Here is a 24,127-nt window from a genome sequence, read left to right on the forward strand (position 1 = left end):
GTGGACCGGCCAAGAGGCCCCCTTCCGGAGCACGGCCGGAACCAAGCGGGAAGGACCGTATGACCACCCGGCTCATGCTCATCTCACCGGCCATGAACCCGGCCCTGCGCGAGGCCCGCTTTCCTCGCACCGCCGAGCCGACGACGGCAGGCGAACCGGCAGGCGAACCGGCAGGCGAACCGGCGGGCGACGAACCGGCAGGCGACGGGCTGGACGCCCTCGGGCTGCGACAGGCCGAAGCCGTACAGGAAACCTTCCCCGCCACCGCGTACGTCTCCCCCTCCGCCCGCTGTCGTCAGACCGCCAAGGCGCTCGGCCTGGACGCGAAGCCGCTGTCCGCCCTCGCACCCTGCGCCATGGGCGGCTGGCAGGGCAGGACCCTCGACGAAGTGGCCGTCGCGGAACCGGACGCGCTGGCCTCCTGGCTGTCGGACCCGGCGTCCGCCCCGCACGGCGGCGAATCCCTGCTGGCGCTGCTCGCCCGCGCCGCCCACTGGCTCGACACCCTGGGCGACGGCACACAGCGCGACAGCACACCGGGCGACAGCACACAGCGCGACGGCGGCACGGCCGGGGGCCGCGTCATAGCCGTCGCGGAACCGGACATCATCCGCGCCTGCGCGGTCCACGCCCTGGGCGCAACTCCTGCGGCCTTCTGGCGGATTGACGTACGCCCCCTCACCGCCACCGAGCTCAGCGGGCGGGCCGGCCGCTGGAACCTGCTCAGCGGCCGCCCGCTCCACGGCGCCACCCCCTGAGGGCCGTCCCGTATTCCCTGGCGACTTCCCCTGCGACTCCCCTGCGGCTTCCCCGGCGGCCCCACGCCCGTTCGCCGTGTGAAGACAGGCAGTGTAGATGTAGGTACATGGCCGGACATATGGGTCGATCCTGGGCTCGGGCCCTGTCTGCCCGCTCCGGCCGACGCCCACGGAGCCGGCGGCGTGAGCACCCGCGCACGGAAGGCGGGTGGCGACGATGGTTCCGGCGCCGGGCCCCGCGGTCGCCGCGGGGGTGGCGCCGCCCGTCGTGGCTGAACGTCCGCACGCTCGCCGGGCAGGTCTTCACCCTGCAACTGGTGATCGTGCTGCTGCTCATCGGGTCCTCGCTGGTCTCGCTCCTCCTGGTGTCCCGGCGCGACACCGAACAAGAGGCACGCAACCGCTGCCTCTCCGTCGCCACCGCGTTCGCGAACTCGCCGGGAATCGCGCCCGCCCTGCGGGCACCCGACCCCACCGCGATCCTCCAGCCGCGCGCCGAGGCGGTCCGCAAAGCCTCCGACGTCGACTTCGTCGTCGTACTGAACATGCAGGGGATCCGGCTCACCCACCCCAACCCGAAGCGCATCGGGGAGCACTTCATCGGCACCATCGGGCCGTCGCTGAAGGGGCGCACCATCATCGAGACCGTCCCGGGGACCCTCGGTCTCTCGGTACGGGCGGTGACCCCCGTCAAGGACGCGAGCGGAAAAGTGGTCGGCCTCGTGTCGGCCGGGATCACCATCAAGAAGGTGAACAGTCTCGCCAACCGCGAGTTCCCGATCGTCCTGGGCGCCGCCGCCGCCTCGCTCGCCCTCGCCACCGGCGGCACGGCGCTGGTGAGCAGCCGGCTGCGCCGTCAGACCCATGGGCTGGAGCCCGTCGAGATAGCCCGTATGTACGAGCACCACGACGCGGTCCTGCATGTCGTACGCGAGGGTGTGCTCATCGTCGATGGCGACGGCCGGCTGGTGCTGGCCAACGACGAGGCGCGCCGTCTCCTCGATCTGCCTCCGCATCCGGAGGGCCGCGCCGTCACCGAACTCGGCCTGGACGCGCAGATGGCCGATCTCTTGGCCTCGGGACGCGTCGCCAGCGACGAGGTGATGACGACCGGAGAGCGGCTGATCGTGGTGAACAACCGCTCCACGGACCGCGACGGAGGCCCGCCGGGCACGGTGGCGACACTCCGCGACTCCACCGAGCTGCGTGCGCTCACGGGCCGGGCGGAAGCGGCGCAAAGACGCCTCAAGCTCCTGTACGACGCGGGCCTGGAGATCGGCACCACCCTCGATGTGACCCGGACCGCCGAGGAACTGGCGCGGGTGGCGGTCCCGCGGTTCGCCGACTTCGTCACCGTGGATCTGGCGGAGGCCGTACTGCGCAGTGAGGACCCGGCGGGGGTCACCGCCGAGTCCGAACTGCGCCGTACGGCCGTGGTGGGCATCCGCGACGACTACCCCTTCTACCCGCTGGGCGCGCGGATCGTCTTCCCCCCGTCCACTCCGCAGGCGAGAAGCCTGCGGAACGGGCGCGGGGTCGTCGAACCCGCTCTCGGACTGGCGCGAGGGTGGCAGGCCCAGGACCCCGAGCGGACCGCCCAGGTCATCGCGTACGGCGTCCACTCCCTCATCTCGTCGCCGCTGCGCGCCCGGGGCATCCTGCTGGGGGTGGTCAACTACTGGCGTGCCGAGCGGCCGGAGCCCTTCGAGGAGGAGGATGTATCCCTCGCCGAGGAACTGGCCAACCACGCGGCGGTGTGCATCGACAACGCCCGCCGCTACACCCGCGAGCACGCCATGGCGGAAACACTCCAGCGCAGCCTGCTCCCCCAGGTGCTGCCGGAGCAGAACGCCCTCGATGTCGCCTACCGCTATCTGCCCGCGGAGTCGGGGGTGGGCGGCGACTGGTTCGATGTCATCCCGCTGCCCGGCGCCCGCGTGGCCCTGGTCGTGGGGGATGTCGTCGGACACGGCCTGCTCGCGGCGGCGACGATGGGCCGGCTGCGTACGGCGGTCCACAACTTCTCGTCGCTCGACCTTCCGCCCGACGAGATCCTTTCCCACCTGGACGATCTGATCACCCGCATCGACCATGACGAGGGCATCGCGGGCGGCGGCGCCGTGATCACGGGCGCGACCTGTCTCTACGCGATCTACGACCCGGTGAGCCGGCTCTGTTCCATGGCCCGCGCCGGCCATCCGCCGCCCGCGCTGGTCGGCACCGACGGCAGCGTGGAATTCCTCGATCTGCCGGCCGGGACTCCGCTCGGGCTCGGCGGGCTGCCGTTCGAGACGGTGGAACTGCGGCTGCCCGAGGCCAGCCACCTGGTGCTGTACACCGACGGGCTCATCGAGGACCGCGACCGGGAGATCGACGATGGGCTCCTCATGCTGCGCGCCGCGCTGTCCCACCCGCACCGGGACCCGGAGGAGACCTGCTCGGCGGTGCTCGAAGCGCTGCTGCCCGACCGCCCGAGCGACGACATCGCGCTCATCGTCGCCCGTACCCGCGTGCTCCAGCCCGACCGGATCGCGGAGTGGGAGGTGCCCTCCCATCCCTCGGAGGTGGCCCGGGTGCGCGCCGCCGTGGCCCGGCAGCTGGCGGACTGGGGGCTGGACGAGGTGGCGTACTCCACCGAGCTGATCCTCAGCGAACTGATCACCAATTCCATCCGTTACGCCCTCGGCCCGATCAAGGTGCGGCTCCTCCGCGACCGCGCCCTGATCTGCGAGGTTTCCGACTTCAGCAGCACTTCGCCGCATCTCAGATACGCGGCGGCCACCGACGAGGGGGGCCGCGGCCTGTTCCTCGTCGCGCAGTTCACGGAACGCTGGGGCACCCGGTACACCGCGGAGGGCAAGGTCATCTGGGCCGAGCAGGCGCTGCCGTCGGGCGAGGCACCCGCCACGGAAAGCTGACGCGCCGCTGACGTCCCACGGGCGCGCCACGGCGCCCCACGGACGCGCTACGGACGGCTCCAGCCCGGGTCGCGCCCCGTCATGGCCGGCAGTTCCTCGAACGGACCCGCGTCCTCCCCCACCGGCACGGCCTCCCCGAACACCCCCATCCTCCGCGCCGTCGGGGCCAGCGCCCCGAACTCCACCCCGAGCATCCCGACGAGCGCCGCGTCCGGCTCGTACGGCTGCCCCGTGGCCCGCGCCAGATCCCACCCGTGGACGGCCAGATCACCGACCACCATCGCGCCGTACCGATCGCCGAGGTCATGCCGGCGACGGACGCGGACCTGGGGGTGGACTGGTCGGAGCTGGCCGCCGAGCTCGGCTACAGCGATCAGGCCCATCTCGTACGGGACTTCACGGCGACGGTCGGGGTACCCCCGACGGCGTACGCCAGACCTCAGGACCCCGGACCTCAAGACGCCGGACCTCAAGACGCCGGACCTCAAGACTCCCGGCCCCAGGACTCCGGACTCCAGGACCCCTGAGCATCAGCAGCCGGACGCCCGAATGTCAGACCCCAGCCCTACAGTGCGTGACATGGAGAGCGAAGCGCCGCGAGTACGGCTGGATCCGTGGTCCGAGGGCGATCTCGGCCTGCTCCGCGCCATGAACGCGCCGGAGCTGATGAGCCATCTGGGCGGCCCGGAGACCGAGGACCAGCTGCTCACACGGCACAGACGGTACGTGGACCTGAGCGCGGACCGTACGGGCCGGGGCCGGATGTTCCGGATCTCGCTGCTGCCGGCCGGCGAGGCCGTCGGCACGATCGGGTTCTGGGAGCAGACCTGGCGGGGGCAGCGGGTGTACGAGACGGGCTGGGGCGTGCTCGCCGCCCATCAGGGGCGCGGCATCGCGGCGGCGGCAGCGGCGGCCGTCGTGGCGAAGGCGCGCGCCGAGGGCGAGTACCGCTATCTGCACGCCTTCCCGTCGGTCGACAACCGGTCGTCGAACGCGCTGTGCCGCCGGGTGGGGTTCACGCTCCAGGGCCCGTGCCGGGTCGAGTACCCGAAGGGGCAGCTGATGCGCGCCAACGACTGGCGGCTGGACCTCACCCCCGGCGCCCACGGCACGGAAGGCCCGCCGGAAAGCCCTGGCCCGGCCCCCGCGTCCAATGACATCCTGACGACGTGAACGGACCGGAGATCCAGATCGATTTCGCCCCTGAGCTGCGCCTCTTCGTCCCCGCCGAGCGGCGTCGGGGACGTACGCCCCTCCGCACCGACGGGGCGTCCACGCTCGGTCATGTCGTCGAATCAATCGGTGTCCCGCTCACCGAGGCCGGCGCGCTGCTCGTGGACGGCCGCGAGGTGTCCGTCTCGCACATCCCCGCCCCGGGCGAATCCATCGAGGTACGGGCGGTGAGCCGCCCGCAGCGGGTGCCGGGCGCTCCCCTGCGCTTTCTGCTCGACGTCCATCTCGGCACGCTCGCGCGACGGCTGCGGCTGCTCGGCGTCGACGCGGCGTACGAGAACGAGGACCTGGGTGATCCGGCCCTGGCCACCCTCTCCGCCGCCGAGCGCCGGGTGATGCTGTCCCGGGACCGCGGGCTGCTGCGCCGCCGCGAGATCTGGGCCGGGGCGTATATCTACAGCGACCGCCCCGACGACCAGCTCCGGGACGTCCTGGAACGCTTCGCGCCCGCCCTCGCGCCATGGACCCGCTGCACCGCCTGCAACGGCGGCCTGGGCCCCGCGGACAAGGAGTCCGTCCAGGAACAGCTGGAGCACGGCACCCAGCGTTCGTACGACGTCTTCGCCCAGTGCACGGCCTGCGGCCAGGTGTACTGGCGCGGCGCGCACCACGCCCGGCTGGCGGCGATCGTCGAGGACGCGGTACGGGAATTCGGCGACGCCGCCGCGTAGGTCCTGTCCGATCGGTCTTCGGGGGCAGGGCTGTTCCCCGGACGGTCAGAAGACGTACGGGTCCCCGGTGGCCGGGACCAGCACCCGGTGCCGGTGGTTCTCGGGGTTCGGGTCGCTCGCGCCGCCGTTCCAGTCGGTGTCGATCCACACGACCGCCTCGACCGGCCGGCCGGCCGTCTTCAGGTCGAGGGCGGTCTCCGGGCTCCGCCCGCCCGCCCGGAGCGGACCCGTACGGCAGAGCACCACCCGGTCACCGCCCCGCAGACAGTTGGCCGGCAGGCTCTGCCCGGCCGCGAGGGAGACCGAGAAGGCCAGCCGCACGGTCGCGTCCGGCAGGGCGGACGGGCCGTGGTTCTCGGACTCGAAGCGGACCGTCAACTCCTCGCTCCACAGCGACACATGCCCGTGGTGCGAGAGATCGGCCTCCGGCACGACGGCATCCCGAACACCAAGGGTCCCGACGCCGACGCCCGCGTCGGCACCGAAGCCGGGACCCGCACCCATCACCACCGCCGTGACGGCCGACACCGCCACCAGCAACGCCTTGCGCTTGACACCCATGGCGGGAACATACCGATCATCACATCGCGAATCGGGCCACCCTCAGGCCCGGCGCGCCCCCGGTCACCCACATGACACGCTGTCCCCCATGCTCGTACTCCGCTCCGCCGCCCTCTTCGCCGTCGCCGCCATCTTCGAGATCGGCGGCGCCTGGCTGGTCTGGCAGGGGGTACGCGGCGACGGCAGCGGGGGCGGCGGGCGCGGCTGGATCTGGATCGGCGCCGGAGTCATCGCGCTCGGCGCGTACGGCTTCGTCGCCACGCTCCAGCCGGACGGCGAGTTCGGCCGCATCCTCGCCGCGTACGGCGGGGTCTTCGTCGCGGGCTCGATCGCGTGGGGCGTGGTCGCGGACGGCTACCGTCCGGACCGCTGGGATGTGACAGGAGCGCTGATCTGCCTGGCCGGCATGGCGGTGATCATGTACGCGCCCCGCGGCCACTGACGCGCACCGCCACACCCCGACCCCCACCCCCGCGTTCCGTCCCACGTCCGGTCCCCGCGTCCGGGCACCACGGACTCCGCGGACACCACGGGCACCGCCCGCACGCCCCGCCTATCCTGGCCGGGTCCGACATAGATCACCGATCACACGCGCGAGGAGTACGTCATGACCGCCGCGGGGACCCCCATCGCCGTCATCACCGGAGCGAGCAGCGGCATCGGCGCCGCCACCGCCCGCCAACTCGCGACCGCCGGCTACCACGTCATCGTCACCGCACGCCGCAAGGACCGTATCGACGCGCTCGCCGCCGAACTGACCGCCGCCGGGCAGCACGCCTCCGCGTACGCCCTCGATGTCACCGACCGCGCGGCCGTCGACGCCTTCGCCGCCGAGCTGGACCGCTTCCCCTCCGTGAACGTCCTGATCAACAACGCCGGGGGCGCGCTCGGCGCCGACCCGGTGGCCACCGGCGACCCCGCGGACTGGCGCCGGATGTACGAGACGAACGTCCTCGGCACGCTCAACGTCACCCAGGCCCTGCTCCCCGCCCTCACCGCGAGCGGCGACGGCACGGTACTGGTGCTCTCCTCCACCGCGGGCCTCAGCACATACGAGGGCGGCGCGGGCTATGTCGCGGCCAAGCACGGCGCCCACGTCCTCGCCGAAACCCTCCGCCTGGAGATCGTCGGCACGCCGGTCCGGGTGATCGAGATCGCCCCCGGCATGGTCAAGACCGACGAGTTCGCCACCACCCGCTTCCACGGCGACACCGAGAAGGCGGCGAAGGTCTACGCGGGCGTCGCCGAACCCCTCACCGCCGACGATGTCGCCGACACCATCACCTGGGCGGTCACGCGCCCGAGCCATGTCAACATCGACCTCCTGGTGGTACGCCCCCGCGCCCAGGCGTCCAACTCCAAGGTCCACCGCGAACTGTGACACCCCTGACGGGGACGGATCAGAACGGCTGAAGCGTCACGGCATCCCGTACGGGGCCGTGACGCCCAACCGCTTCAGCCCTTCACGCAGATGACCTGCTTCAGCTTCGCCACCACTTCGACCAAATCCCGCTGCTGGTCGATGACCTGCTCGATCGGCTTGTACGCGGCCGGGATCTCGTCCACGACGCCGGAGTCCTTACGGCACTCCACGCCCCGCGTCTGTTCCTCCAGGTCCTGTGTCGAGAACCGGCGCTTGGCGGCGTTACGGCTCATCCTCCGGCCCGCGCCGTGCGAGGCCGAGTTGAACGACGCCTCGTTCCCCAGGCCCTTCACGATGTACGAACCCGTGCCCATGGAGCCCGGGATGATGCCGAAGTCGCCACTGCCCGCACGGATCGCGCCCTTACGCGTGACCAGCAGGTCCATGCCCTCGTACCGCTCCTCCGCCACATAGTTGTGGTGGCAGGAGATGACCTGGTCGAAGATCACCCGTGCCTTCTTGAACTCCTTGCGGACCACGTCCTGGAAGAGCCCCATCATGATCGCGCGGTTGTTCTTCGCGTACTCCTGTGCCCAGAAGAGGTCGTTACGGTACGCGGCCATCTGCGGGGTGTCCGCGATGAAGACCGCCAGGTCCCGGTCGATCAGCCCCTGGTTGTGCGGCAGCTTCTGGGCCACGCCGATGTGGTGGTCGGCGAGTTCCTTGCCGATGTTCCGGGACCCCGAGTGGAGCATCAGCCAGACCGAATCCGACTGATCTAGACAGAACTCAATGAAGTGGTTGCCCGATCCGAGCGTTCCCATCTGCTTTACGGCACGCTCTTGACGGAATTTGACCGAATCGGCGACTCCGTCGAACCGCCCCCAGAAATCCGCCCATCCCGCCGTCGCGAACCCGTGCATCCGCCCCGGATCCACCGCCTCGTCGTGCATGCCACGGCCCACCGGGATGGCCTGTTCGATCTTGGAGCGCAGCCGGGACAGATCACCGGGCAGATCGTTCGCCGTCAGGGACGTCTTCACCGCCGACATCCCGCACCCGATGTCCACACCCACCGCCGCCGGGCAGACCGCGCCCTGCATCGCGATCACCGAACCGACCGTCGCGCCCTTGCCGTAATGCACGTCCGGCATCACCGCGAGGCCCTTGATCCAGGGCAGTGTGGCAACATTCCGGAGCTGCTGCATGGCGCCTTCTTCGACCGTCGCGGGGTCCGCCCACATCCGGATCGGCACCTTCGCGCCCGGCATCTCTATATACGACATAACCCCTCGATTCCCCCGAAAGTCTCATAACGCAAAAGCCGGAACCAGGGCTGTCAAAAGAGACAGCCGACCAGCATCGACGGCGTCGCGTGCGATAGACATTGTGTCCATCGACCGTCATACGGCGGCAAGCAGTTTTCGCGCGGAGCCCCGCGCGGGAACCCCGTACAGAAGGGAGCCCGGGACCGTGCAGCCTAAGGCGCGCAAGGCGTACGTACCCGGCCTGGCGGCGCTCCTCGTGGTGGTGGTCGCCGGCTGCTCGGGGGGCAGCGGTGCGGACGGCGCCGCCACCGACGCCAAGCCGGGCGGCCCCACCACCGCCACCGCCGCTCAGCCCGGCAAGTACCGCACGCTGCGCGAGCCCTGCGGCTCCGTGCCGCGCTCCACGCTCAAGGATCTCCTGCCCGGCGCCGCCTCGCTCCCCGAGGACCAGCAGGCGAAGGTGTACGAGGGCACGGCCTCCGTGACGTACGACACGGACCGCCGCGTCGGATGCAGCTGGAAGGCCACGGCCCCCGACGCCTCGAACCAGCTGGTGATCGACCTCGAACGCGTCGTGTCGTACGACCCGGCCGTGAGCGACGCCGACCGGGCGCAGGAGGTCTACGCGAAGAAGGAGACCGCCGCGGGGCTGCCCCCGTCCAGCGCTTCCGGGACGCCGAGCGGCACTGCCTCCGCCTCGGGTTCCGCCGCGGACAAGGGAACGGGTCCGGGTACGGGTACGGGTACCGGCACAACCCCACAGACCGGCTCCGCCGACTCCCCCGGCGCCCCCTCCGGCCCCGGGAGCCCGTCCGGCACGCCCTCCGGGACGCCGTCCGGCACGCCGTCCGACGGCACGACCCCCGACGGCCTCGAACCGCGCGTCCTGGACAGCCTCGGTGACGCGGCCTTCCTGGACGACGTCCTCGCCCGCGCCGGAGCGGCCGCTCAGCGGCGCACGGTGAGCGTGGTGTTCCGCACATCGAATGTGATCGTGACCGTCCGGTACACCGAGCAGTCCGCCCACCTCGCCGTGGTCCCCGACAGTGAAGAACTGCAGGACAAGGCGCGGAGACTGGCCGGAAAGCTCAACGAGCAGCTCAACGAATAGCGGCCCCCGTCCCCGCCGCCCGCCCCGGGCGCGCGGGGCCCGGACTCCCGTTCCGGGAGCCCGCGGACCCGGCTCGGCGGTTACCGTGGCCGATCGGACCGTACGACAACCGACCGACTGAAGGAACCATGCACCGTTCAGCCTCGCGACTCACCCGCATACTCGCCTGCGCAGCCGTTCCGGTGATGCTCGTCGTCGCCGGCTGCTCGTCCGACTCCGGCGACAAGAGCGACGCCGACGGCTCCTCGTCGAGCCCGAGCGCGTCAAAGACCCCGACCGTCGCACCGGCGAAGTACAGCGGGCTCCCCGACGCCTGCGACACGATCGGCGCGAAGACGGTCGGCTCGCTCGTTCCCAAGGTCAAGAACAAGAGCGGTACGTCGGCGAAGTCCAGCGACATCGACAGCCGCGGCAGCTGCTCCTGGAACGGTCTGGACGACAAGGGCGTCAAGGGCTCGCAGTACCGCTGGCTCGATGTCTCCCTCATGCGCTACGACTCCGACGCCACGCTCGGCACCGGCGCCAAGCGCGCCGGCGAGTACTACGCGAAGGAGGTCGCCGGGGCCCAGGGCACGGCGGGCGCCAAGAGCCTCAAGTCGGTCGCCACGGCCGGCATCGGCGACCAGGCGACGCTGGTCACGTACACCCTCAACAAGACCGACGAGGACTTCGCGTACGCCACTGTCGTGGCCCGCGCGGAGAATGTCGTGATCACCCTCACCTACAACGGAGCGGGTTACGCGGGCGCGAAGTCGCCGAGCTCCGCCGATCTGACGAAGAACGCGGAGAAGGCGGCCAAGGAGGCTGTCGCGGCGGTCGCCGCCGGCTCCGAGGACGCGCCGGCCGCCGGGGAGAGCTCGAAGGCCGGGTCCGACGCCCCGTCGGCGTCGACCAAGGCGAGCTGAGGCGCTGAGGCGGACTGCCGCCGACGGAGGCCGCCCGCATTCGCCCGCGGTCGCCCGCGGTCGTTTTCTCCGCTTATCCACAGGGCCCGGACCGCGCCTGAAGGCCGGGCTCCACTCCCCGCGCCACGGCGTGCGCACACATGTGCCAGGCTGTGCCCGCCGGGTGTCGGGTCGTCGAGTGGTTGTTGTCGAGTACCTGACGCCCCATACAGGCCGAATACGGGAGGAGATCGCGGGTGGCCGCGATGCAACTGACACGCACGCACCGGATTCTCATCGGGATCGTGGTGTTCGGAGCGGTGATCATCGCCGCGATCGGATTCGCGGGGTCCTACGCCGCCGTGCGCGAACTCGCCGAGGCCAAGGGCTTCGGTCGATTCTCCCTGGTCTTCCCGATCGGTATCGACGCGGGAATCTGCGTCCTGCTGGCGCTCGACCTCCTCCTGACCTGGATGCGGATCCCGTTCCCGCTGCTGCGCCAGTCGGCCTGGCTGCTGACGACCGCGACGATCGCCTTCAACGGCGCCGCCGCCTGGCCGGACCCTCTGGGCGTCGGGATGCACGCGGTGATCCCGCTCCTCTTCATCGTCTCCGTCGAGGCGGCGCGCCACGCGGTCGGCCGGATCGCCGACATCACCGCCGACAAGCACATGGAGGGCGTACGGCTCACCCGCTGGCTGCTCTCGCCCGTCCCCACCTTCAAGCTGTGGCGCCGGATGAAGCTGTGGGAGCTGCGTTCGTACGAGCAGGTCATCAAGCTCGAACAGGACCGGCTCATCTACCAGTCGCGCCTTCAGGCGCGGTACGGCCGTAACTGGCGCCGCAAGGCGCCCATCGACGCGCTGATGCCGCTCCGGCTCGCGAAGTACGGCGTACCGCTCGCCGACACCGCTCCGTCGGGGCTGGCCGCCGCCGGAATAGAACCGGTGCTGCTGCCGCCCGCGCCCCCGGTGGCCGAACTCCCGCAGGGCCGGGGCGAGATACCCGCCGCGGTCCCGTCCCAGGAGCAGACGGAACCGCAGCCCCAGCCCCAGCAGCAACCTCAGCAGCAGATACCGCCACAGCTGCGGAAGCAGGAGCAGGCGCCGCAGGAGCAGGCGCAGCCGCAGCCGCAGCCGCAGGCACAGAACCTCCAGCCGCAGCCGCAGAACCTCCAGCAGCCCGAGCCCCAGCAGCACCCCCAGCCCCAGCCCCAGACAAGTCCCTGGTTCGCGGCCCCGCAGGTACAAGAGGCGGCGTACGAAGGCGCGTACAACCCCGCGCACCCCGAAGGCCAGGACCCCACGCCGGTGATGATCCCCGCCGGCCCCGGCCGCAGCCGCCCGCTCGGCGGTGTGCCCGGTCAGCGCGTGGAGGGCCCGTACTCGGCCCCGGAGCCGGAGCAGGTTCCTGAACGGACCGCGGAGCAGCGGCAGTACACCGAGCCCGCCACCGTCCAGGACCAGCCCGAGGATCTTCCCGTCCCCGCCCTCCCCGACGATCTCTCCCGCGAGGAGGCGTATTTCAGCGCCTTCCGCAAGTACATCAGCGAGCACGGCGACTTCCCCAACGGCCGCCAGTTCGGGCTGTACTTGGTTGATCTGTACGGGATCACCGGCCGCACCGGCGGCCCGCTGAGCGAGAGTTCGCTCCGCCCCTACCTGAAGGACTTCCGCTTCCGGTACCAGTCGGAGCTGGACGAGCACATCGCATAGGAAAGCGTAGGGAAGCGTAGGCAGCGTAGGGAAACGTAGGGAAACCGCATACGCCCGGAAGGGCCCTCACCCACCGGGCGAGGACCCTTCCGCGTCACCGATCGGACCGTCACCGGCCGCAGCCCGGCCTCAGCCGCCGAGCAGCGTCCGCACCCGGTCCGCGCCCACCGCCAGCAGCAGCGTGGGCAGCCGCGGCCCGGTGTCCCGGCCGACCAGCAGCCGGTAGAGCAGCGCGAAGAACGACCGCTGGGCGGTCTTCAGTTCGGCGGTGGGCTTGGCGTCGGGGGCCAGCCCCTCCATGACCTTGGGCACGCCGTAGACGAGCGTGGTCAGCCCGTCCAGCGACCAGTGGCTGTCCAGGCCCTCAAGCAGCAGCCGCAGCGACTCGCGCCCCCGCGCGTCGAGCGAGTCCAGCAGCTCTTGGTCCGGCTCGGAGCGCACGATCGTCCGCGCCTCGGCCGGCACCTGGCTGGTGATCCAGTTCTGTGCGCGGTCCAGCCGGGGACGCGCCTCGTCCAGCGAGGCCAGCGGCTGGGCCGGGTCCAGCTCGCTGAGGATCCGCAGGGTCTGCTCCTCGGCACCGGCCGTGATGTCCACGACCGAGGCCAGCGTGCGGTACGGCAGCGGGCGCGGCGTACGCGGCAGCTCACCGGCCGCCGTGCCCGTGGCGCGGGAGTACGCGGCGGCGTCGGCCGGCAGGACGGAACGGTCGGCGACCTTGCGCTCCAGCGCGTCCCACTCGTCGTAGAGCCGCTGGATCTCCTGGTCGAAGGCGATCTTGAACGACTGGTTGGGCCTGCGCCGCGCGTAGAGCCAGCGCAGCAGCGGCGCCTCCATGATCTTCAGCGCGTCGCCCGGGGTCGGCACGCCGCCCTTGCTGGACGACATCTTCGCCATCCCTGAGATCCCGACGAAGGCGTACATCGGGCCGATCGGCTGCACGCCGTCGAAGATCTCACGCACGATCTGCCCGCCGACGACGAACGAGGACCCCGGCGAGGAGTGGTCGACCCCGGACGGCTCGAAGATCACGCCCTCGTACGCCCAGCGCATCGGCCAGTCGACCTTCCAGACCAGCTTGCCGCGGTTGAACTCGCTCAGCAGGACGGTCTCGGAGAAGTCGCACTCCGTGCAGGTGTACGTGAGCGCGGTCGTCTCGTCGTCGTACGCGGTGACGGTGGTGAGGTCCTTGCCGCAGCCGCCGCAGAAGGGCTTGTACGGGAAGTAGCCGGCGGCCCCGCCGCTGCCGTCGTCCTCGGCCGCAGCGCCCGAGCCCTCGGCGGCCTCCAGCTCGGCTTCCTCGGGCTTCTTCTGCCCCTGCTTCTGACCTTGCTGCTGGCCTTGCTTCTGGCCCTGCTGCTGCCCCTCAGGAGCGTTCTTCGGCTTGTCCTTCGTCCGATAGCGGTCGAGGATCGCGTCGATGTCCGCGCGGTGCTTCATCGCGTGCAGGATCTGCGCGCGGTACGCCCCGGCGGTGTACTGCTCGGTCTGGCTGATGCCGTCGTACTCGACACCCAGCTCGGCCAGCGCCTCGGTCATCGCCGCCTTGAAGTGCTCGGCCCAGTTCGGGTACGCCGACCCCGCCGGGGCGGGCACGGACGTCAGCGGCTTGCCGATGTGCTCGGCCCAGGAGGGGTCCGTACCCGGAACGCCGGCCGGGACCTTGCGATAGCGGTCGTAGTCGTCCCAGGAGATCAGATGCCTGACCTCGTGGCCACGCCTGCGGATCTCGTCCGCGACCAGGTGCGGGGTCATGACCTCACGGAGATTCCCCAGGTGAATGGGGCCGGAGGGAGAGAGTCCGGACGCGACGACGACCGGTTTGCCAGGCGCACGTCGCTCCGACTCGGCGACGACATCGTCCGCGAAACGGGAGACCCAGTCGGTCTCGGTGCTCTGAGCCACGATCGGCACGTCCTTCTTCTTTCTCGTACGCCCAAACATTCCGGCGGCTGCCATTCTCCCAGGTCCCCCCGGGAGAGCGAAAATGGCTTGTTACCCCATGGGATACTGGGCAGGACTTCCCTCCGCACCCAACAGGAACGGCACCAGCCCATGGCCTCGGTCACTTCCCTCGCTTCGACCGTCGATCAGCGCATCGCGGACGCCCTCTCGGCAGCCCTGCCGGAGGCCGGTCCCGCGAACCCGCTGCTGCGCCGAAGCGACCGGGCCGATTTCCAGGCCAATGGTCTCCTCGCGCTCGCCAAGCAGCTCAAGGGCAATCCGCGCGAGCTGGCGACGCGGGTCGTGGCGTCCCTCCCCGCCGATGGTGTGATCAAGGACGTCGAGGTCTCCGGCCCCGGCTTCCTCAACATCACGATCACGGACCGGGCGATCATCGACACCCTCGCGGCCCGCGCGGCGGACGCCCGGCTCGGTGTCCCGTACGAGCGGAACCCCGGCACGACCGTCATCGACTACGCGCAGCCGAACGTGGCCAAGGAGATGCACGTCGGGCATCTGCGCTCCGCCGTGATCGGCGCGGCGATGGTGGAGATCCTGGAGTTCACGGGCGAGAAGGTGGTCCGGCGCCATCACATCGGCGACTGGGGCACCCAGTTCGGCATGCTCATCCAGTATCTGATCGAGCACCCGCACGAGCTGGACCACAAGGGCGCCGCCACCTCCGGCGAGGAGGCGATGTCCTCCCTCAACCGGCTGTACAAGGCGTCCCGGGCGCTCTTCGACTCCGACGAGGAGTTCAAGGCGCGGGCCCGGGACCGGGTGGTGGACCTCCAGGCCGGTGACAAGGAGACGCTGGCCCTGTGGCAGCGGTTCGTGGACGAGTCGAAGATCTACTTCTACTCGGTCTTCAACCAGCTGGACATGGAGATCCGCGACCCCGACATCGTCGGCGAGTCCGGCTACAACGACATGCTTGAGGAGACCTGCCGGATCCTGGAGGAGACCGGGGTCGCGGTCCGCTCCGAGGGCGCGCTCTGCGTGTTCTTCGACGATGTGAAGGGCCCGGACGGCAACAAGGTCCCGCTCATCGTCAAGAAGAGCAACGGCGGCTACGGCTACGCGGCCACCGACCTCTCCGCGATCCGCGACCGGGTGCGGAACCTGTCGGCGACGACCCTGCTGTACGTGGTCGACGTGCGCCAGTCGCTGCACTTCAAGATGGTCTTCGAGACCGCCCGCCGGGCCGGCTGGCTCAACGACGAGGTCCACGCGGTCCAGCTGGCGTTCGGCACGGTCCTCGGCAAGGACGGCAAGCCGTTCAAGACCCGTGCGGGCGAGACCGTACGGCTGGAGGACCTGCTGGACGAAGCGGTCGAGCGGGCGACGGCGGTCGTACGGGAAAAGGCGAAGGACCTCAGCGAGGAGGAGATCGCCGAGCGCGGCAAGCAGGTGGGCATCGGCGCGGTGAAGTACGCCGACCTGTCGACGTCCGCCGCCCGTGACTACAAGTTCGACCTCGACCAGATGGTCTCGCTGAACGGCGACACGTCCGTCTACATCCAGTACGCGTACGCCCGTATCCAGTCGATCCTGCGCAAGGCGGGCGAGGCCGGTCCGGTCGCCCATCCGGAGCTGGAACTGGCCCCGGCCGAGCGGGCGCTCGGTCTGCACGTGGACCAGTTCGGCGAGGTGCTGGCGGAGGTCGCGTCGGCGTACGAGCCGCACAAGCTCGCCGCGTACCTGTACCAACTGGCGTCGCACTTCACGACGTTCTACGACCAGTGCAAGGTACTGAGCGACGACAACCCGGCGGAACTGGTCGAGAACCGGCTCTTCCTCTGCGACATCACGGCCCGCACGCTCCAGCAGGGCCTGGCACTCCTGGGCATCCGGGCGCCCGAGCGCCTGTAACGACCTGCACCAGGTCGTATCGCTCCGCAGGGCACCGGTTCGTGCCCCCTCACCGGTCCGGGCTTGGTTCTCAAGCCCGGACCGGCGCTGCCCGGGTCGAGGGCGCCATGGAAGCGGCGCTTTCAGAACCGCTCGACCTTCTGGCCCTCCGGCACCTGGTAGCAGCCGGAGACGACCATCAGGTTGAGGTTCGGCGGGGTGTCCTTCGAGAAGTGGGCGATCTTGACGCTGTACTTCTTCGCGTCGTTGTCGGCCGTGAGGCTGAGGTTCTTGTTCTTGCTCGTGTCCGGCCCGTAATCAACGACCTTCCAGCCGTGCTTGGGCAGCTCCTCCTTGAGCCGTGCCATCACACCGTCGAGCTGGTCGGCCGATGCCGGAGTGAAGGTCCACGGGTGGAAGACCTGGAAATACTTCTCCGGATCCTTCCCGCCGCACTCCGTGACACCCGCTCCGGTGTTGGACGCCTTTCCCTCGATGCCGATCAGGTCGTAGATCTCGCTGGAGACCTTCGCCGCCTCGTCGGCGGCTTCCTCCGAGGTGCTGACGCCCGCGGTGGGGATGTCGTCGGAGCTGTCGGTGTCAGTCATGCCGCATCCAGTGAGGGTCGTAAGGGCGATTGATACGAGGAGCGCGGATACACCCAGTTTGTTCTTCAAGTCGATGAGCCTCGATTGGTCGGAACAGGACACGTGCTGCGGGACATGGTCGTCCCTACTTCGTATACGCCCAGCGGTCCGGCGGCGGTTTGAGCTCGGCGCTGTCACCCTTGCCCGCCACCACCAGACCCTGGTTCCGCAGACTGTCGGTGCCCTCTTTCCAGTAGTCGCTGTGGCCTTCGGTGTCCGTGGTCAACTGGTTGGCGCCGAAGCGTTCGTCGCTGGGAGTCGTAAAGGCTCCGTGCCAGTCGGTTCCCCCATGTCCGAAGCGGCCGACGTCCGGAACGACATCCCCCTCGGCCTCCTGGTTCCAGACGTGCCCCTTCGGGACGTCCATCTGGTCGGCGTTGCTCACCTGCACGCCGGGGCTGCCGGCGAGAATCACGTCGTCCGCGTTCAGGTCACCCTGCCGGGCCGCCGACCCTATGAGGGTCGTGCCGTAGGAGTGGCCGATCGCCGTGCGGTGCGGGTCCGACTCGACGGTACGCGACGCGTCGAGGCCGTCGAGGAAGCGGTTGTAGGCCGGGGCACCGTCATTCGCGTAGTGGCTGAACGGCGAGTCCTTGACGATGTTCTGCGGGGCGTCGTACCCGAGCCAGGTGATCGTGGAGACCGAGCCGTTGTTGGCTCCGTCGGCCACACGCCACACGTTGGCCATCCGGTCGATGTCGCCGCCGATACCACCCAGATTGGACGTCGTACCCGGCACATAGACCGCCTGGTGATCAGCCGTGTCCGGATTCCCGTTCGCGACGATGGCCCGGCCATTGCCTTCCGCGCTGAATCCGAGCAGGTACGCCTCGGGCAGGCCCCCCTCTCCGGTCTTGTCGAAGCGTTCCTGGATGCTCTTCATACCGTTGAGGGACTTGTTGAGCTGCTCGTACCGGTCCCCGTACTTCTTGTGCCACTCCATCCATTCGTCGGTGTGCACCTTGGACGGGTACATACCTGCGGTAATCCACGTCCACTCGTTGAGTGGCGGCTTCGGGATGGAGTCGAGTTCCATCTGGAGCTGCCCCCGCTTCTCCTCAAAGACCACGCGATTGGCCTCGTCCCGAACCGTGGACGGCAGCCCGTCGAGCGCCCCCACGGCATCGGGCCGGAGGGAGAGCCACGCTGCCTGCTCGTCCGGGCTGAGCCTCTGCCACCACGATGCGTTGTCCATCGGGCTGCCGTCCTTCGGGGGCTGCGGCAGGGAATCGAGGTAGCTCCTGCCCGCCTCGCGAACCCCGCCCATGTCCGACTGCGCGTCGGACCAGTCCCGCTTGGAGACCGTCAGATCGTCGTCGGCCCTCAGCACACGCAGCTTCGGCGCCCACTTCGCGTCCGCGTCGGTGGCCTCCTTCAACGCGTCGGCGATCCGGTTCGCGTACCCCATCGCCCTGCCGTAGTTCGGGTTCGGGTGGATGTTCGCCGCCTGGCGCTCCAGGGCATCCGAGGTGGTGCTGCCCCCGGCGCTCCCGGAGACCGTGCCGCCGTCGGCGGTCTTCTCGTCGCCGGGCTTCTTACCTGCCGGATAGGTGACCGAGCCGTCCGGGTTCACCGTGCACGTGTCGGCGCGAGCGTCCTCGATCGCCGCCTCCAGCTTTCGCTTGGCCACCGCCATGTCAAAGGCGAACCCATTCAGCGCGGTACTCGCCAGACCGCACTCTGTCTGCACGTAGTGGAAGTTCTTCGACAACTCCTGGAGCTCTCGCAGGGCGGCCGTCGCGGTCACGCCCTTGAGCCGATTGCGCACCCCCGCGCAGATCTGGTTGTCGATGGTGTCCTTGGCCGTGCCGGCCATCTCACCGGTCGCCCGGTAGCCATCCCCCGATTCCTCGTACTCCGACGGCTTGAAGGCTTTCAGCGTCGCGAGATCCATGACCGCGGATCACTTCTCCTTCGCCTGGCCGCCGACGGCCTCGGTGTCCTGATACTTCAGCTTGAGCGCGTCCAGCTCCACCTTGAGCTCCTGGTCAGGCTTCGACAGATCGTGACCCGACCTCTCCAGAAGCCCGCCCAACTCGTCACAGCGGCTGCTCACATCACCGACGTACTTCTTCCAGGAGTCGTACAACTCCTTCTGCGCCGCCGCGCTCTGACACCCGCCGGTGTCACCCAGCCCCGCCTGCCCGTCGTCCAGCTTCGTCAACGCCTTGCCGATGCCGTCCTTCAGACCTTTGACGCCCTCACCGGCCGTTGCCCATGCCTTCTTGTCCGACTTCACATCCTCCGAAGCCGTGCCCGTCGCGGTCCCGCCTCCCTGATCGGCGGCGGGAGCCTGGTTCAACTGCATTTGTGTGGAACCGCGCGCCGCCGCATCGGCCTTGAGCGCCTCCCACTCGTCCCACGTCATCCGCGAAAACCTCCCCGTTACCCCGTTACCCCGTAACCCCGTAACCCCGCTACCCGGACAGCCCCGGGAACACGCCATGATCCCCGCCTTCGAGAGGCGAAATCAATTGCTCACCCCCGCCGAGTGGGCCCACAGCGGCAGACACCCCGCTCCCGCTCACGAGGGAGGCCACGTGAACGGGAACGGGGTGTCAGCTACTGCTTGCGACGGCTCCGTCAGAGCGCGACGATGCCTTCGCCGCCGACTCCGTCGGGCACCTTGGTGGTGCTGATCTTGGTCAGCGAGCCGTCCTTGTGGATGCGGAAGGCGTCGACGGCGCCCGCGCCGCCGGTCTGGACGTAGAGGAAGCGGCCGTCGGGGGTGATGGACGAGTCCACCGTGCCGACGCCCGTCGGGGTGTTGCCCTGGCGTTCGAGGCGGGCCTCGGGGTGCTGGCGGAAGCGGGTGACGGTGTTGCTGCCGGCGTTGGAGGCGTAGAAGTGGTCGCCCGTGCGGGAGACCCAGCAGGTGGCCTGCTGGCCGGTCGGTGCGGCATCGAGGAGGGTGGTCCGGCCGTCCTTGTCGAGACGGAACGTCAGGAGGCTGTTCTCCACGCCGTCGGCGACGACGAGCCGGTTGTGCGCGTCGAAGGTCAGTCCGAACGGCTGCGCGCCCTCCTTGCTGTCCACGACAGGCTTGTGCGACAGCACGCCGTCACGGTCGAGGTGGAAGACCTCGATGCTGTTGCCACCCAGCTTGGTGGTGACGACGAGCTGCGATCCCTCGGGGGTGAAGGCCACCTGGCCCGGGGTGTGGGTGAACTCGGGCGCGGCGCCGGTGTTCAGACGCAGCGCACGGTGCCAGGCCGCGACCCGGTGCAGCTTGCCTTCCTTGAGCCGGAAGCCCTGGATGGAGCCGCCCTCGCGCGCGTTGAGTACGAATACTCGGTCCCCGTGCGCGGTGACGCTGACCGGGAACACGCCGCCGGACTCGATGACCTGCTTACGGTGCAGCCGGTCGCCCTCCACCGAGAACACCGTGACCGTGTTGCTGCCGGCGTTGACCGCGTACAGCAGCTTGTGGTGAGCGTCGTACGTCAGCGATCCCTGAGATGCGAGGTGGTCGACGACAGAGCCGCCGAGGACACCGCCCTTGCCGCCGGTGCCGTACACCGCACGCTTGTGCAGGGAACCATCGGCGTCGCGGCTGTAGGCGATCACCTGGTTGCCTTCGACACGGTCGTTCTGGACGAACAGTGCCTTGGCGTGGCCCTTGGCGGGCGCGGCAGGGGTAGCGGTCGCGGGGGTGGCGGTGGCGGGCACGGCGAAGGCCGCCGTCGAGAGGACCACGGCCACGGCGGCCTTGACGATACGGGGGAAACTGCGGGTAGTTGTCGGCATCTGCCTCTTCCTGAGTCGGACCGGCCGCGGCGGGGGACTCCGTGAGGAAGGCGTACACCGCAGCCGGAACAGGGCGTCTTTCCGCCGTCATAGTGAGGGGAGGGGGGCCCGCGTCGGCGGACCGTCGCCCAGCGGGTAATTCATTCGGATGATCAAGGGTGGCGAACGGTCGCACGCCCGACGGGGCAAACGTGGCCGGACCGCACGGCGCATGACGGCGCTGGGCGCCGACCGCAGGTCATCTGACGCGGCGGTGCGGGGGGTGCGGGGGTGCGGGGTCAGGACCGAGGGGTAGCCGGGGTGACCCGGTGGGTTTGGTGTCGGGTGGGGGCCCTAAGGCCGGGTCAGCAGAAGACCGAGCCAGCCCTCGGCGTGGTGCGTGACCGCCGGGGGCGTCGTCTCGTCGGCTTCCTTCCGGTCCACCGCGAACTCGCACCACACCACCTTGCCGGGATTCCGCTCCCCCACACCCCACGTGTCGGCGAACGCCGCCACGAGCAGCAGCCCGCGCCCGCCCTCGCCGTCCGCCGAATCAACGATCCGTGGGACCCCGGGGCCGCTGTCGTGCACCTCGATACGGAGCACGTCGCCGTCGTACCCCAGATTCAGCCGGAACCCCCGACCGGGAGGCACCCCGTGCAGCAGCGCATTGGTGCTGAGCTCACTCACGCACAGCAATACGTCGTCGGCCCGGAAGCCTTCGGTCAGATCCCAGGCGACGAGGGCTTGGTGGGTGAACAGCCTGGCGGCGGGAACGGACCGGCGATCGCGGCGGAAGAAGCGCTCCCGAAGCACGGAGTGGCGAGTTGTCGCAGTCATGGAGCGATCGTCGCGGAGAGTAACTAAACTTGAGCACCAGGTGACCCCGTACAGATCTTTTGTACGGGCTGTCCCAGGATCAAGTACGCGCGGACGTGGGGAGTTGGGCCGGCATGAATGCCAGGAAACATCCGAGGAAGAAAAACGCCTCGGCGATGAAGATGCTGGGCGCCCAGCTGGCGGCCTTCCGCCGGGCGGCGGGCTACACACAGCGTTCCCTCGCTGAACGCGTCGTCGCCGACGAGGAGACCATCGCGTCGATCGAGCAGGGCAGACGGCCGCTGAAGGCGGATCTGGCGGAGATGTTGGACGAACTGCTCGATACGAAGGGGGCGCTGTCGGTCGGGGTGGCCAACATGCCGGAGATCGATCTGTTCCCGCTGTGGGCGGAGCAGTACGTGGACCACGAACGCGAGGCGATCACTCTGTCGCTGTACGCGAACCAGGTCCTGCCTGGCCTGCTCCAGACCGAGGCATACGCACGCGAAGTTTTCCGCAGCCGCATCCCGGCCTTCGACGAGGACGAAGTCGAGACCAAAACGGCCGCCCGAATCGAGCGCCAAGAGATCCTGCACCGCAAGGTCCCTCCGACCATCAGCTACGTCATCTGGGAGCCAGTGTTCCGCCTTCCCATCGGGGGCCCAGAGGTCTACGCCGACCAACTGCGCCACCTACGCACATGTGCTGAACTCCCCGGCCTCTCGATCCAGTTCCTGTTGCTGCACCGGACAACCCACGCCGGGCTGGACGGCCCCTTCATCCTGCTGGAAACCGCCGATCACCAGCATCTCGCCTACAACGAAACCCAGCGCGGCAGCCAGTGGGTCTCCGACCCCGATGAGGTGTCCATCCTGGCGCGCAAGTATGCGATGCTGCGTTCGCAGGCCCTTACACCCGAGGATTCCTTGGGCCTGCTGGACGAGCTTCTAGGAGAGCAATGAACACCGCGCTTCAGTGGTTCAAATCCAGCTACAGCGGCAGTGAAGGCGGCGAGTGCCTCGAAGTCGCCTACGACTGGCGCAAGTCCAGCTACAGCGACGACGCGGGCGGCGCCTGCCTCGAAGTCGCCACCTGCCCCCACGCCATCCACATCCGCGACTCCAAGACCCCCACGGGCCCCACCCTCACCCTCGCCCCCACCGCCTGGGCCGCCTTCACCGCCTTCGCGGCCCGCTGAATCTTCCGAGCGAAGGGCGGCAGGAGGGATTCACGTCCCGCCGCCCCCGCCCCGCCGAGGATCAGCCGCGGTAAGGGTTGCGCAGGTACGTCAGGCTCAGATCGCCCGTGTTTCCGAAGTACTTGGAGATCAGGTAAGCGGGGTCCGTCACCATCGCGCCCGCCTGGAGATCGCTGCCGTCGTTCATGTCGTCCCAGCCCCACGGAGCGCGCGCCGAGTTGTCCTTGCCGTTGTCGCCCCGGAACACGCCCCACGAGGCGAACGTCTCCGTGTTGTTGCGACGGCCCCAGAGGCTGTCGGCGGCGGTCAGGTCGACCAGTCCGTACCGCGCGTCGCGGTCGTTGCCGCCGGTCGGGACCGAGCCGCCGGTGCGGCTCGGCTTGTAGACGATTCCGTCGCCGCCGGGGAACTCGCCGCCGTTCCAGGCGTAGGCACCGTGACCGCGCGCCTCCTGGAAGCTCGTCGGGTGCGCCGCACCGTCGTGGTTCTGCATGACCACGGAGCCGTCGATGTTCTCGCGGCCGTCGGTGAAGGGGCTGCCGGGCGGGGTGTACGAGTAGATGTTGTCGTGCGCGAGCGTCACGACGGCCTGAAGGGTGCCGTACTCACTGCCGTCCTTGCGGACGACCTCCACCTGACCCTCCATGTCGTTCTCGTGCGAGAAGAGGTTCAGCGGGTAGTCCTTCCAGTCCCGGGGGTGGAAGAAGCCGTAGGTGATGTACCAGTGCGTCGCGGTCTCCGCCACCGAGTAGTACACGGTGCCGGTCAGCCGGGCGGTGTTGGCGTCGAGGTTGTCCCAGTTGTTGAGGGTGTTCCAGTCGCCGTCGTAGTTCACCGGCGCCAGGTAGTCGGCGGTGTAGTAGTTCGCCGAGCTGTCCTGGTAGTGCACGGGAGCCCAGCGGTAGGCGAGGTCGGCGTCGCTGGGGGCGGCCTGTGCGGTCGGGGCCAGGAGGAGAGTGGTGCCGCCCACGAACGCGGCCAGCAGGGTGGCCAGAACGGGTCTCAGACGAGGCACGGTGATCCTTCGTTAGGAGGTCGTGGAGATGGACGACTTCCCATGGTCAGGACCGGCGGGCCCGGCGAAAAGCCTGGGCAATGAATGTTCAACGGCGGGACGCGATTGTTCATCCAGGGGCTTCGGAGCCTGCGCGAGTTCACCTCAATCCGCCGCGAGGGCTGCCGGTGGAGGGTGACTGGGACCTGGTGGTCAACGAGTCCGGCCCGACCCGGCTCGGCTTCTGTCTGATGCTCCGCTGCGATTCCGCGCCGCAACTCCGTTGGACCGGCCGCCCGCGCCGGTCGGGCGTCACGCGCTCGCCGACGGGCGCGGCGGGCCCGGGTGCTGATGACTTGGCTGGTACTCGACTAGTGTCTTGTGATTCTGATCGTGTTACTTCGAGTTGTTATTGACGAGTTTCTTCACGCTGGTCTGGACGAGTCGGACCTTGGTGAGGATCTCG

The 24,127-nt window shown here is 69.5% G+C and carries 22 protein-coding genes and 1 pseudogene; 13 read left to right on the forward strand and 10 right to left on the reverse strand.

All coding sequences use genetic code 11. From position 1 onward, the window contains the following. The first annotated feature begins 59 nt into the window (after positions 1-59). Positions 60-758: a histidine phosphatase family protein gene (locus tag ACFRMN_RS04350; RefSeq protein ID WP_383012930.1), complete on the forward strand. Its 699-nt coding sequence runs from the start codon at positions 60-62 to the stop codon at positions 756-758. Between the two features lie 119 nt (positions 759-877). Then, positions 878-3,676 carry a SpoIIE family protein phosphatase gene (locus ACFRMN_RS04355; RefSeq protein ID WP_383012933.1) on the forward strand — a complete coding sequence of 933 codons (2,799 nt, stop codon included), beginning with the start codon at positions 878-880 and terminating at the stop codon, positions 3,674-3,676. Between the two features lie 47 nt (positions 3,677-3,723). Here ACFRMN_RS04355 and ACFRMN_RS04360 read toward each other — a convergent pair whose 3' ends face one another. Next, the gene (locus ACFRMN_RS04360; protein ID WP_383012936.1) at positions 3,724-3,954 is read right to left on the reverse strand and encodes a hypothetical protein; all 231 of its coding nucleotides are present in this window, start codon (positions 3,952-3,954) and stop codon (positions 3,724-3,726) included. Between the two features lie 45 nt (positions 3,955-3,999). On the opposite strand from ACFRMN_RS04360, the pseudogene ACFRMN_RS04365 reads away from it, so the two are divergent. From ACFRMN_RS04365 to ACFRMN_RS04375, 3 genes and pseudogenes are all read left to right on the forward strand, one after another. After that, positions 4,000-4,203 (forward strand): annotated as a pseudogene (locus ACFRMN_RS04365) (helix-turn-helix domain-containing protein); the annotation flags it as partial. A gap of 52 nt (positions 4,204-4,255) precedes the next feature. Continuing rightward, positions 4,256-4,849 (forward strand): GNAT family N-acetyltransferase, encoded by a 594-nt coding sequence (locus ACFRMN_RS04370; protein ID WP_383012939.1) that lies wholly within the window; start codon positions 4,256-4,258, stop codon positions 4,847-4,849. Further along, positions 4,846-5,580, forward strand: coding sequence for a Mut7-C RNAse domain-containing protein (locus tag ACFRMN_RS04375; RefSeq protein ID WP_383012942.1), 735 nt, complete (start codon positions 4,846-4,848; stop codon positions 5,578-5,580). Before ACFRMN_RS04370 ends, ACFRMN_RS04375 begins: the two co-directional genes overlap by 4 nt. 45 nt (positions 5,581-5,625) lie before the next feature. On the opposite strand, the gene ACFRMN_RS04380 is transcribed toward ACFRMN_RS04375, so the two are convergent. After that, positions 5,626-6,141 carry a hypothetical protein gene (locus ACFRMN_RS04380; RefSeq protein WP_383012944.1) on the reverse strand — a complete coding sequence of 172 codons (516 nt, stop codon included), beginning with the start codon at positions 6,139-6,141 and terminating at the stop codon, positions 5,626-5,628. Positions 6,142-6,229: 88 nt separating this feature from the next. Between ACFRMN_RS04380 and ACFRMN_RS04385 the strand changes: the two genes are divergently transcribed. Then, on the forward strand, positions 6,230-6,583 hold the full coding sequence (locus tag ACFRMN_RS04385) for a YnfA family protein (protein WP_383012947.1): 354 nt from the start codon (positions 6,230-6,232) through the stop codon (positions 6,581-6,583). 165 nt (positions 6,584-6,748) lie between these two features. Next, entirely contained in the window at positions 6,749-7,522 is a 774-nt protein-coding gene (locus ACFRMN_RS04390) for an SDR family NAD(P)-dependent oxidoreductase (RefSeq protein WP_383012949.1), read from the forward strand. A 74-nt stretch (positions 7,523-7,596) separates the two neighbouring features. Here the strand turns inward: ACFRMN_RS04390 and ACFRMN_RS04395 are convergent, their stop codons facing one another. Next, complete coding sequence (locus ACFRMN_RS04395) at positions 7,597-8,790, reverse strand: RtcB family protein (protein WP_383012952.1); 1,194 nt, start codon at positions 8,788-8,790, stop codon at positions 7,597-7,599. Positions 8,791-8,977: 187 nt separating this feature from the next. Between ACFRMN_RS04395 and ACFRMN_RS04400 the strand changes: the two genes are divergently transcribed. The 3 genes from ACFRMN_RS04400 (at position 8,978) to ACFRMN_RS04410 (ending at position 12,482) form a co-directional block, all read left to right on the forward strand. Further along, the gene (locus ACFRMN_RS04400; RefSeq protein ID WP_383012955.1) at positions 8,978-9,883 is read left to right on the forward strand and encodes a DUF3558 domain-containing protein; all 906 of its coding nucleotides are present in this window, start codon (positions 8,978-8,980) and stop codon (positions 9,881-9,883) included. Positions 9,884-10,011: 128 nt separating this feature from the next. Beyond that, complete coding sequence (locus tag ACFRMN_RS04405; RefSeq protein ID WP_383012958.1) at positions 10,012-10,788, forward strand: DUF3558 domain-containing protein; 777 nt, start codon at positions 10,012-10,014, stop codon at positions 10,786-10,788. Between the two features lie 236 nt (positions 10,789-11,024). Then, positions 11,025-12,482: a DUF2637 domain-containing protein gene (locus tag ACFRMN_RS04410; RefSeq protein WP_383012961.1), complete on the forward strand. Its 1,458-nt coding sequence runs from the start codon at positions 11,025-11,027 to the stop codon at positions 12,480-12,482. A 129-nt stretch (positions 12,483-12,611) separates the two neighbouring features. Here the strand turns inward: ACFRMN_RS04410 and lysS are convergent, their stop codons facing one another. Next, positions 12,612-14,396 (reverse strand): lysine--tRNA ligase, encoded by a 1,785-nt coding sequence (gene lysS, locus ACFRMN_RS04415; RefSeq protein WP_383012964.1) that lies wholly within the window; start codon positions 14,394-14,396, stop codon positions 12,612-12,614. 141 nt (positions 14,397-14,537) lie between these two features. On the opposite strand from lysS, the gene argS reads away from it, so the two are divergent. Further along, entirely contained in the window at positions 14,538-16,298 is a 1,761-nt protein-coding gene (argS, locus tag ACFRMN_RS04420) for an arginine--tRNA ligase (RefSeq protein ID WP_383012967.1), read from the forward strand. A gap of 122 nt (positions 16,299-16,420) precedes the next feature. Here the strand turns inward: argS and ACFRMN_RS04425 are convergent, their stop codons facing one another. From ACFRMN_RS04425 to ACFRMN_RS04445, 5 genes are all read right to left on the reverse strand, one after another. Further along, positions 16,421-16,885 carry a hypothetical protein gene (locus ACFRMN_RS04425; RefSeq protein WP_383012970.1) on the reverse strand — a complete coding sequence of 155 codons (465 nt, stop codon included), beginning with the start codon at positions 16,883-16,885 and terminating at the stop codon, positions 16,421-16,423. Positions 16,886-17,009: 124 nt separating this feature from the next. Beyond that, positions 17,010-18,818, reverse strand: a complete 1,809-nt coding sequence (locus ACFRMN_RS04430; RefSeq protein WP_383012973.1) for an alpha/beta hydrolase — start codon at positions 18,816-18,818, stop codon at positions 17,010-17,012. Between the two features lie 9 nt (positions 18,819-18,827). Beyond that, the gene (locus ACFRMN_RS04435; protein ID WP_383012976.1) at positions 18,828-19,292 is read right to left on the reverse strand and encodes a hypothetical protein; all 465 of its coding nucleotides are present in this window, start codon (positions 19,290-19,292) and stop codon (positions 18,828-18,830) included. Positions 19,293-19,507: 215 nt separating this feature from the next. Beyond that, entirely contained in the window at positions 19,508-20,671 is a 1,164-nt protein-coding gene (locus ACFRMN_RS04440; protein ID WP_383012979.1) for a lactonase family protein, read from the reverse strand. A gap of 333 nt (positions 20,672-21,004) precedes the next feature. Beyond that, on the reverse strand, positions 21,005-21,490 hold the full coding sequence (locus tag ACFRMN_RS04445; RefSeq protein ID WP_383012982.1) for an ATP-binding protein: 486 nt from the start codon (positions 21,488-21,490) through the stop codon (positions 21,005-21,007). Positions 21,491-21,603: 113 nt separating this feature from the next. Between ACFRMN_RS04445 and ACFRMN_RS04450 the strand changes: the two genes are divergently transcribed. Next, positions 21,604-22,431: a Scr1 family TA system antitoxin-like transcriptional regulator gene (locus ACFRMN_RS04450; protein ID WP_383012985.1), complete on the forward strand. Its 828-nt coding sequence runs from the start codon at positions 21,604-21,606 to the stop codon at positions 22,429-22,431. Next, complete coding sequence (locus ACFRMN_RS04455; protein WP_383012988.1) at positions 22,428-22,667, forward strand: DUF397 domain-containing protein; 240 nt, start codon at positions 22,428-22,430, stop codon at positions 22,665-22,667. The genes ACFRMN_RS04450 and ACFRMN_RS04455 overlap by 4 nt, the downstream gene beginning before the upstream one ends. Before the next feature lie 61 nt (positions 22,668-22,728). On the opposite strand, the gene ACFRMN_RS04460 is transcribed toward ACFRMN_RS04455, so the two are convergent. Beyond that, complete coding sequence (locus ACFRMN_RS04460; RefSeq protein WP_383012990.1) at positions 22,729-23,682, reverse strand: hypothetical protein; 954 nt, start codon at positions 23,680-23,682, stop codon at positions 22,729-22,731. Between the last annotated feature and the right edge of the window lie 445 nt (positions 23,683-24,127).

The sequence above is a fragment of the Streptomyces sp. NPDC056835 genome, assembly GCF_042789485.1.
In the GTDB taxonomy this organism is placed as follows: Bacteria; Actinomycetota; Actinomycetes; order Streptomycetales; family Streptomycetaceae; genus Streptomyces.

Bases quoted from the DNA above. Each gene is read 5' to 3' on its own strand.
- ACFRMN_RS04350 (WP_383012930.1), top strand. From the start codon at position 60: ATGACCACCCGGCTCATGCTCATCTCACCGGCCATGAACCCGGCCCTG.
- ACFRMN_RS04355 (WP_383012933.1), top strand. From the start codon at position 878: ATGGGTCGATCCTGGGCTCGGGCCCTGTCTGCCCGCTCCGGCCGACGC.
- ACFRMN_RS04370 (WP_383012939.1), top strand. From the start codon at position 4,256: ATGGAGAGCGAAGCGCCGCGAGTACGGCTGGATCCGTGGTCCGAGGGC.
- ACFRMN_RS04380 (WP_383012944.1), bottom strand. From the start codon at position 6,141: ATGGGTGTCAAGCGCAAGGCGTTGCTGGTGGCGGTGTCGGCCGTCACG.
- ACFRMN_RS04385 (WP_383012947.1), top strand. From the start codon at position 6,230: ATGCTCGTACTCCGCTCCGCCGCCCTCTTCGCCGTCGCCGCCATCTTC.
- ACFRMN_RS04390 (WP_383012949.1), top strand. From the start codon at position 6,749: ATGACCGCCGCGGGGACCCCCATCGCCGTCATCACCGGAGCGAGCAGC.
- ACFRMN_RS04395 (WP_383012952.1), bottom strand. From the start codon at position 8,790: ATGTCGTATATAGAGATGCCGGGCGCGAAGGTGCCGATCCGGATGTGG.
- ACFRMN_RS04405 (WP_383012958.1), top strand. From the start codon at position 10,012: ATGCACCGTTCAGCCTCGCGACTCACCCGCATACTCGCCTGCGCAGCC.
- argS (WP_383012967.1), top strand. From the start codon at position 14,538: ATGGCCTCGGTCACTTCCCTCGCTTCGACCGTCGATCAGCGCATCGCG.
- ACFRMN_RS04425 (WP_383012970.1), bottom strand. From the start codon at position 16,885: ATGACTGACACCGACAGCTCCGACGACATCCCCACCGCGGGCGTCAGC.
- ACFRMN_RS04430 (WP_383012973.1), bottom strand. From the start codon at position 18,818: ATGGATCTCGCGACGCTGAAAGCCTTCAAGCCGTCGGAGTACGAGGAA.
- ACFRMN_RS04435 (WP_383012976.1), bottom strand. From the start codon at position 19,292: ATGACGTGGGACGAGTGGGAGGCGCTCAAGGCCGATGCGGCGGCGCGC.
- ACFRMN_RS04440 (WP_383012979.1), bottom strand. From the start codon at position 20,671: ATGCCGACAACTACCCGCAGTTTCCCCCGTATCGTCAAGGCCGCCGTG.
- ACFRMN_RS04445 (WP_383012982.1), bottom strand. From the start codon at position 21,490: ATGACTGCGACAACTCGCCACTCCGTGCTTCGGGAGCGCTTCTTCCGC.
- ACFRMN_RS04450 (WP_383012985.1), top strand. From the start codon at position 21,604: ATGAATGCCAGGAAACATCCGAGGAAGAAAAACGCCTCGGCGATGAAG.
- ACFRMN_RS04455 (WP_383012988.1), top strand. From the start codon at position 22,428: ATGAACACCGCGCTTCAGTGGTTCAAATCCAGCTACAGCGGCAGTGAA.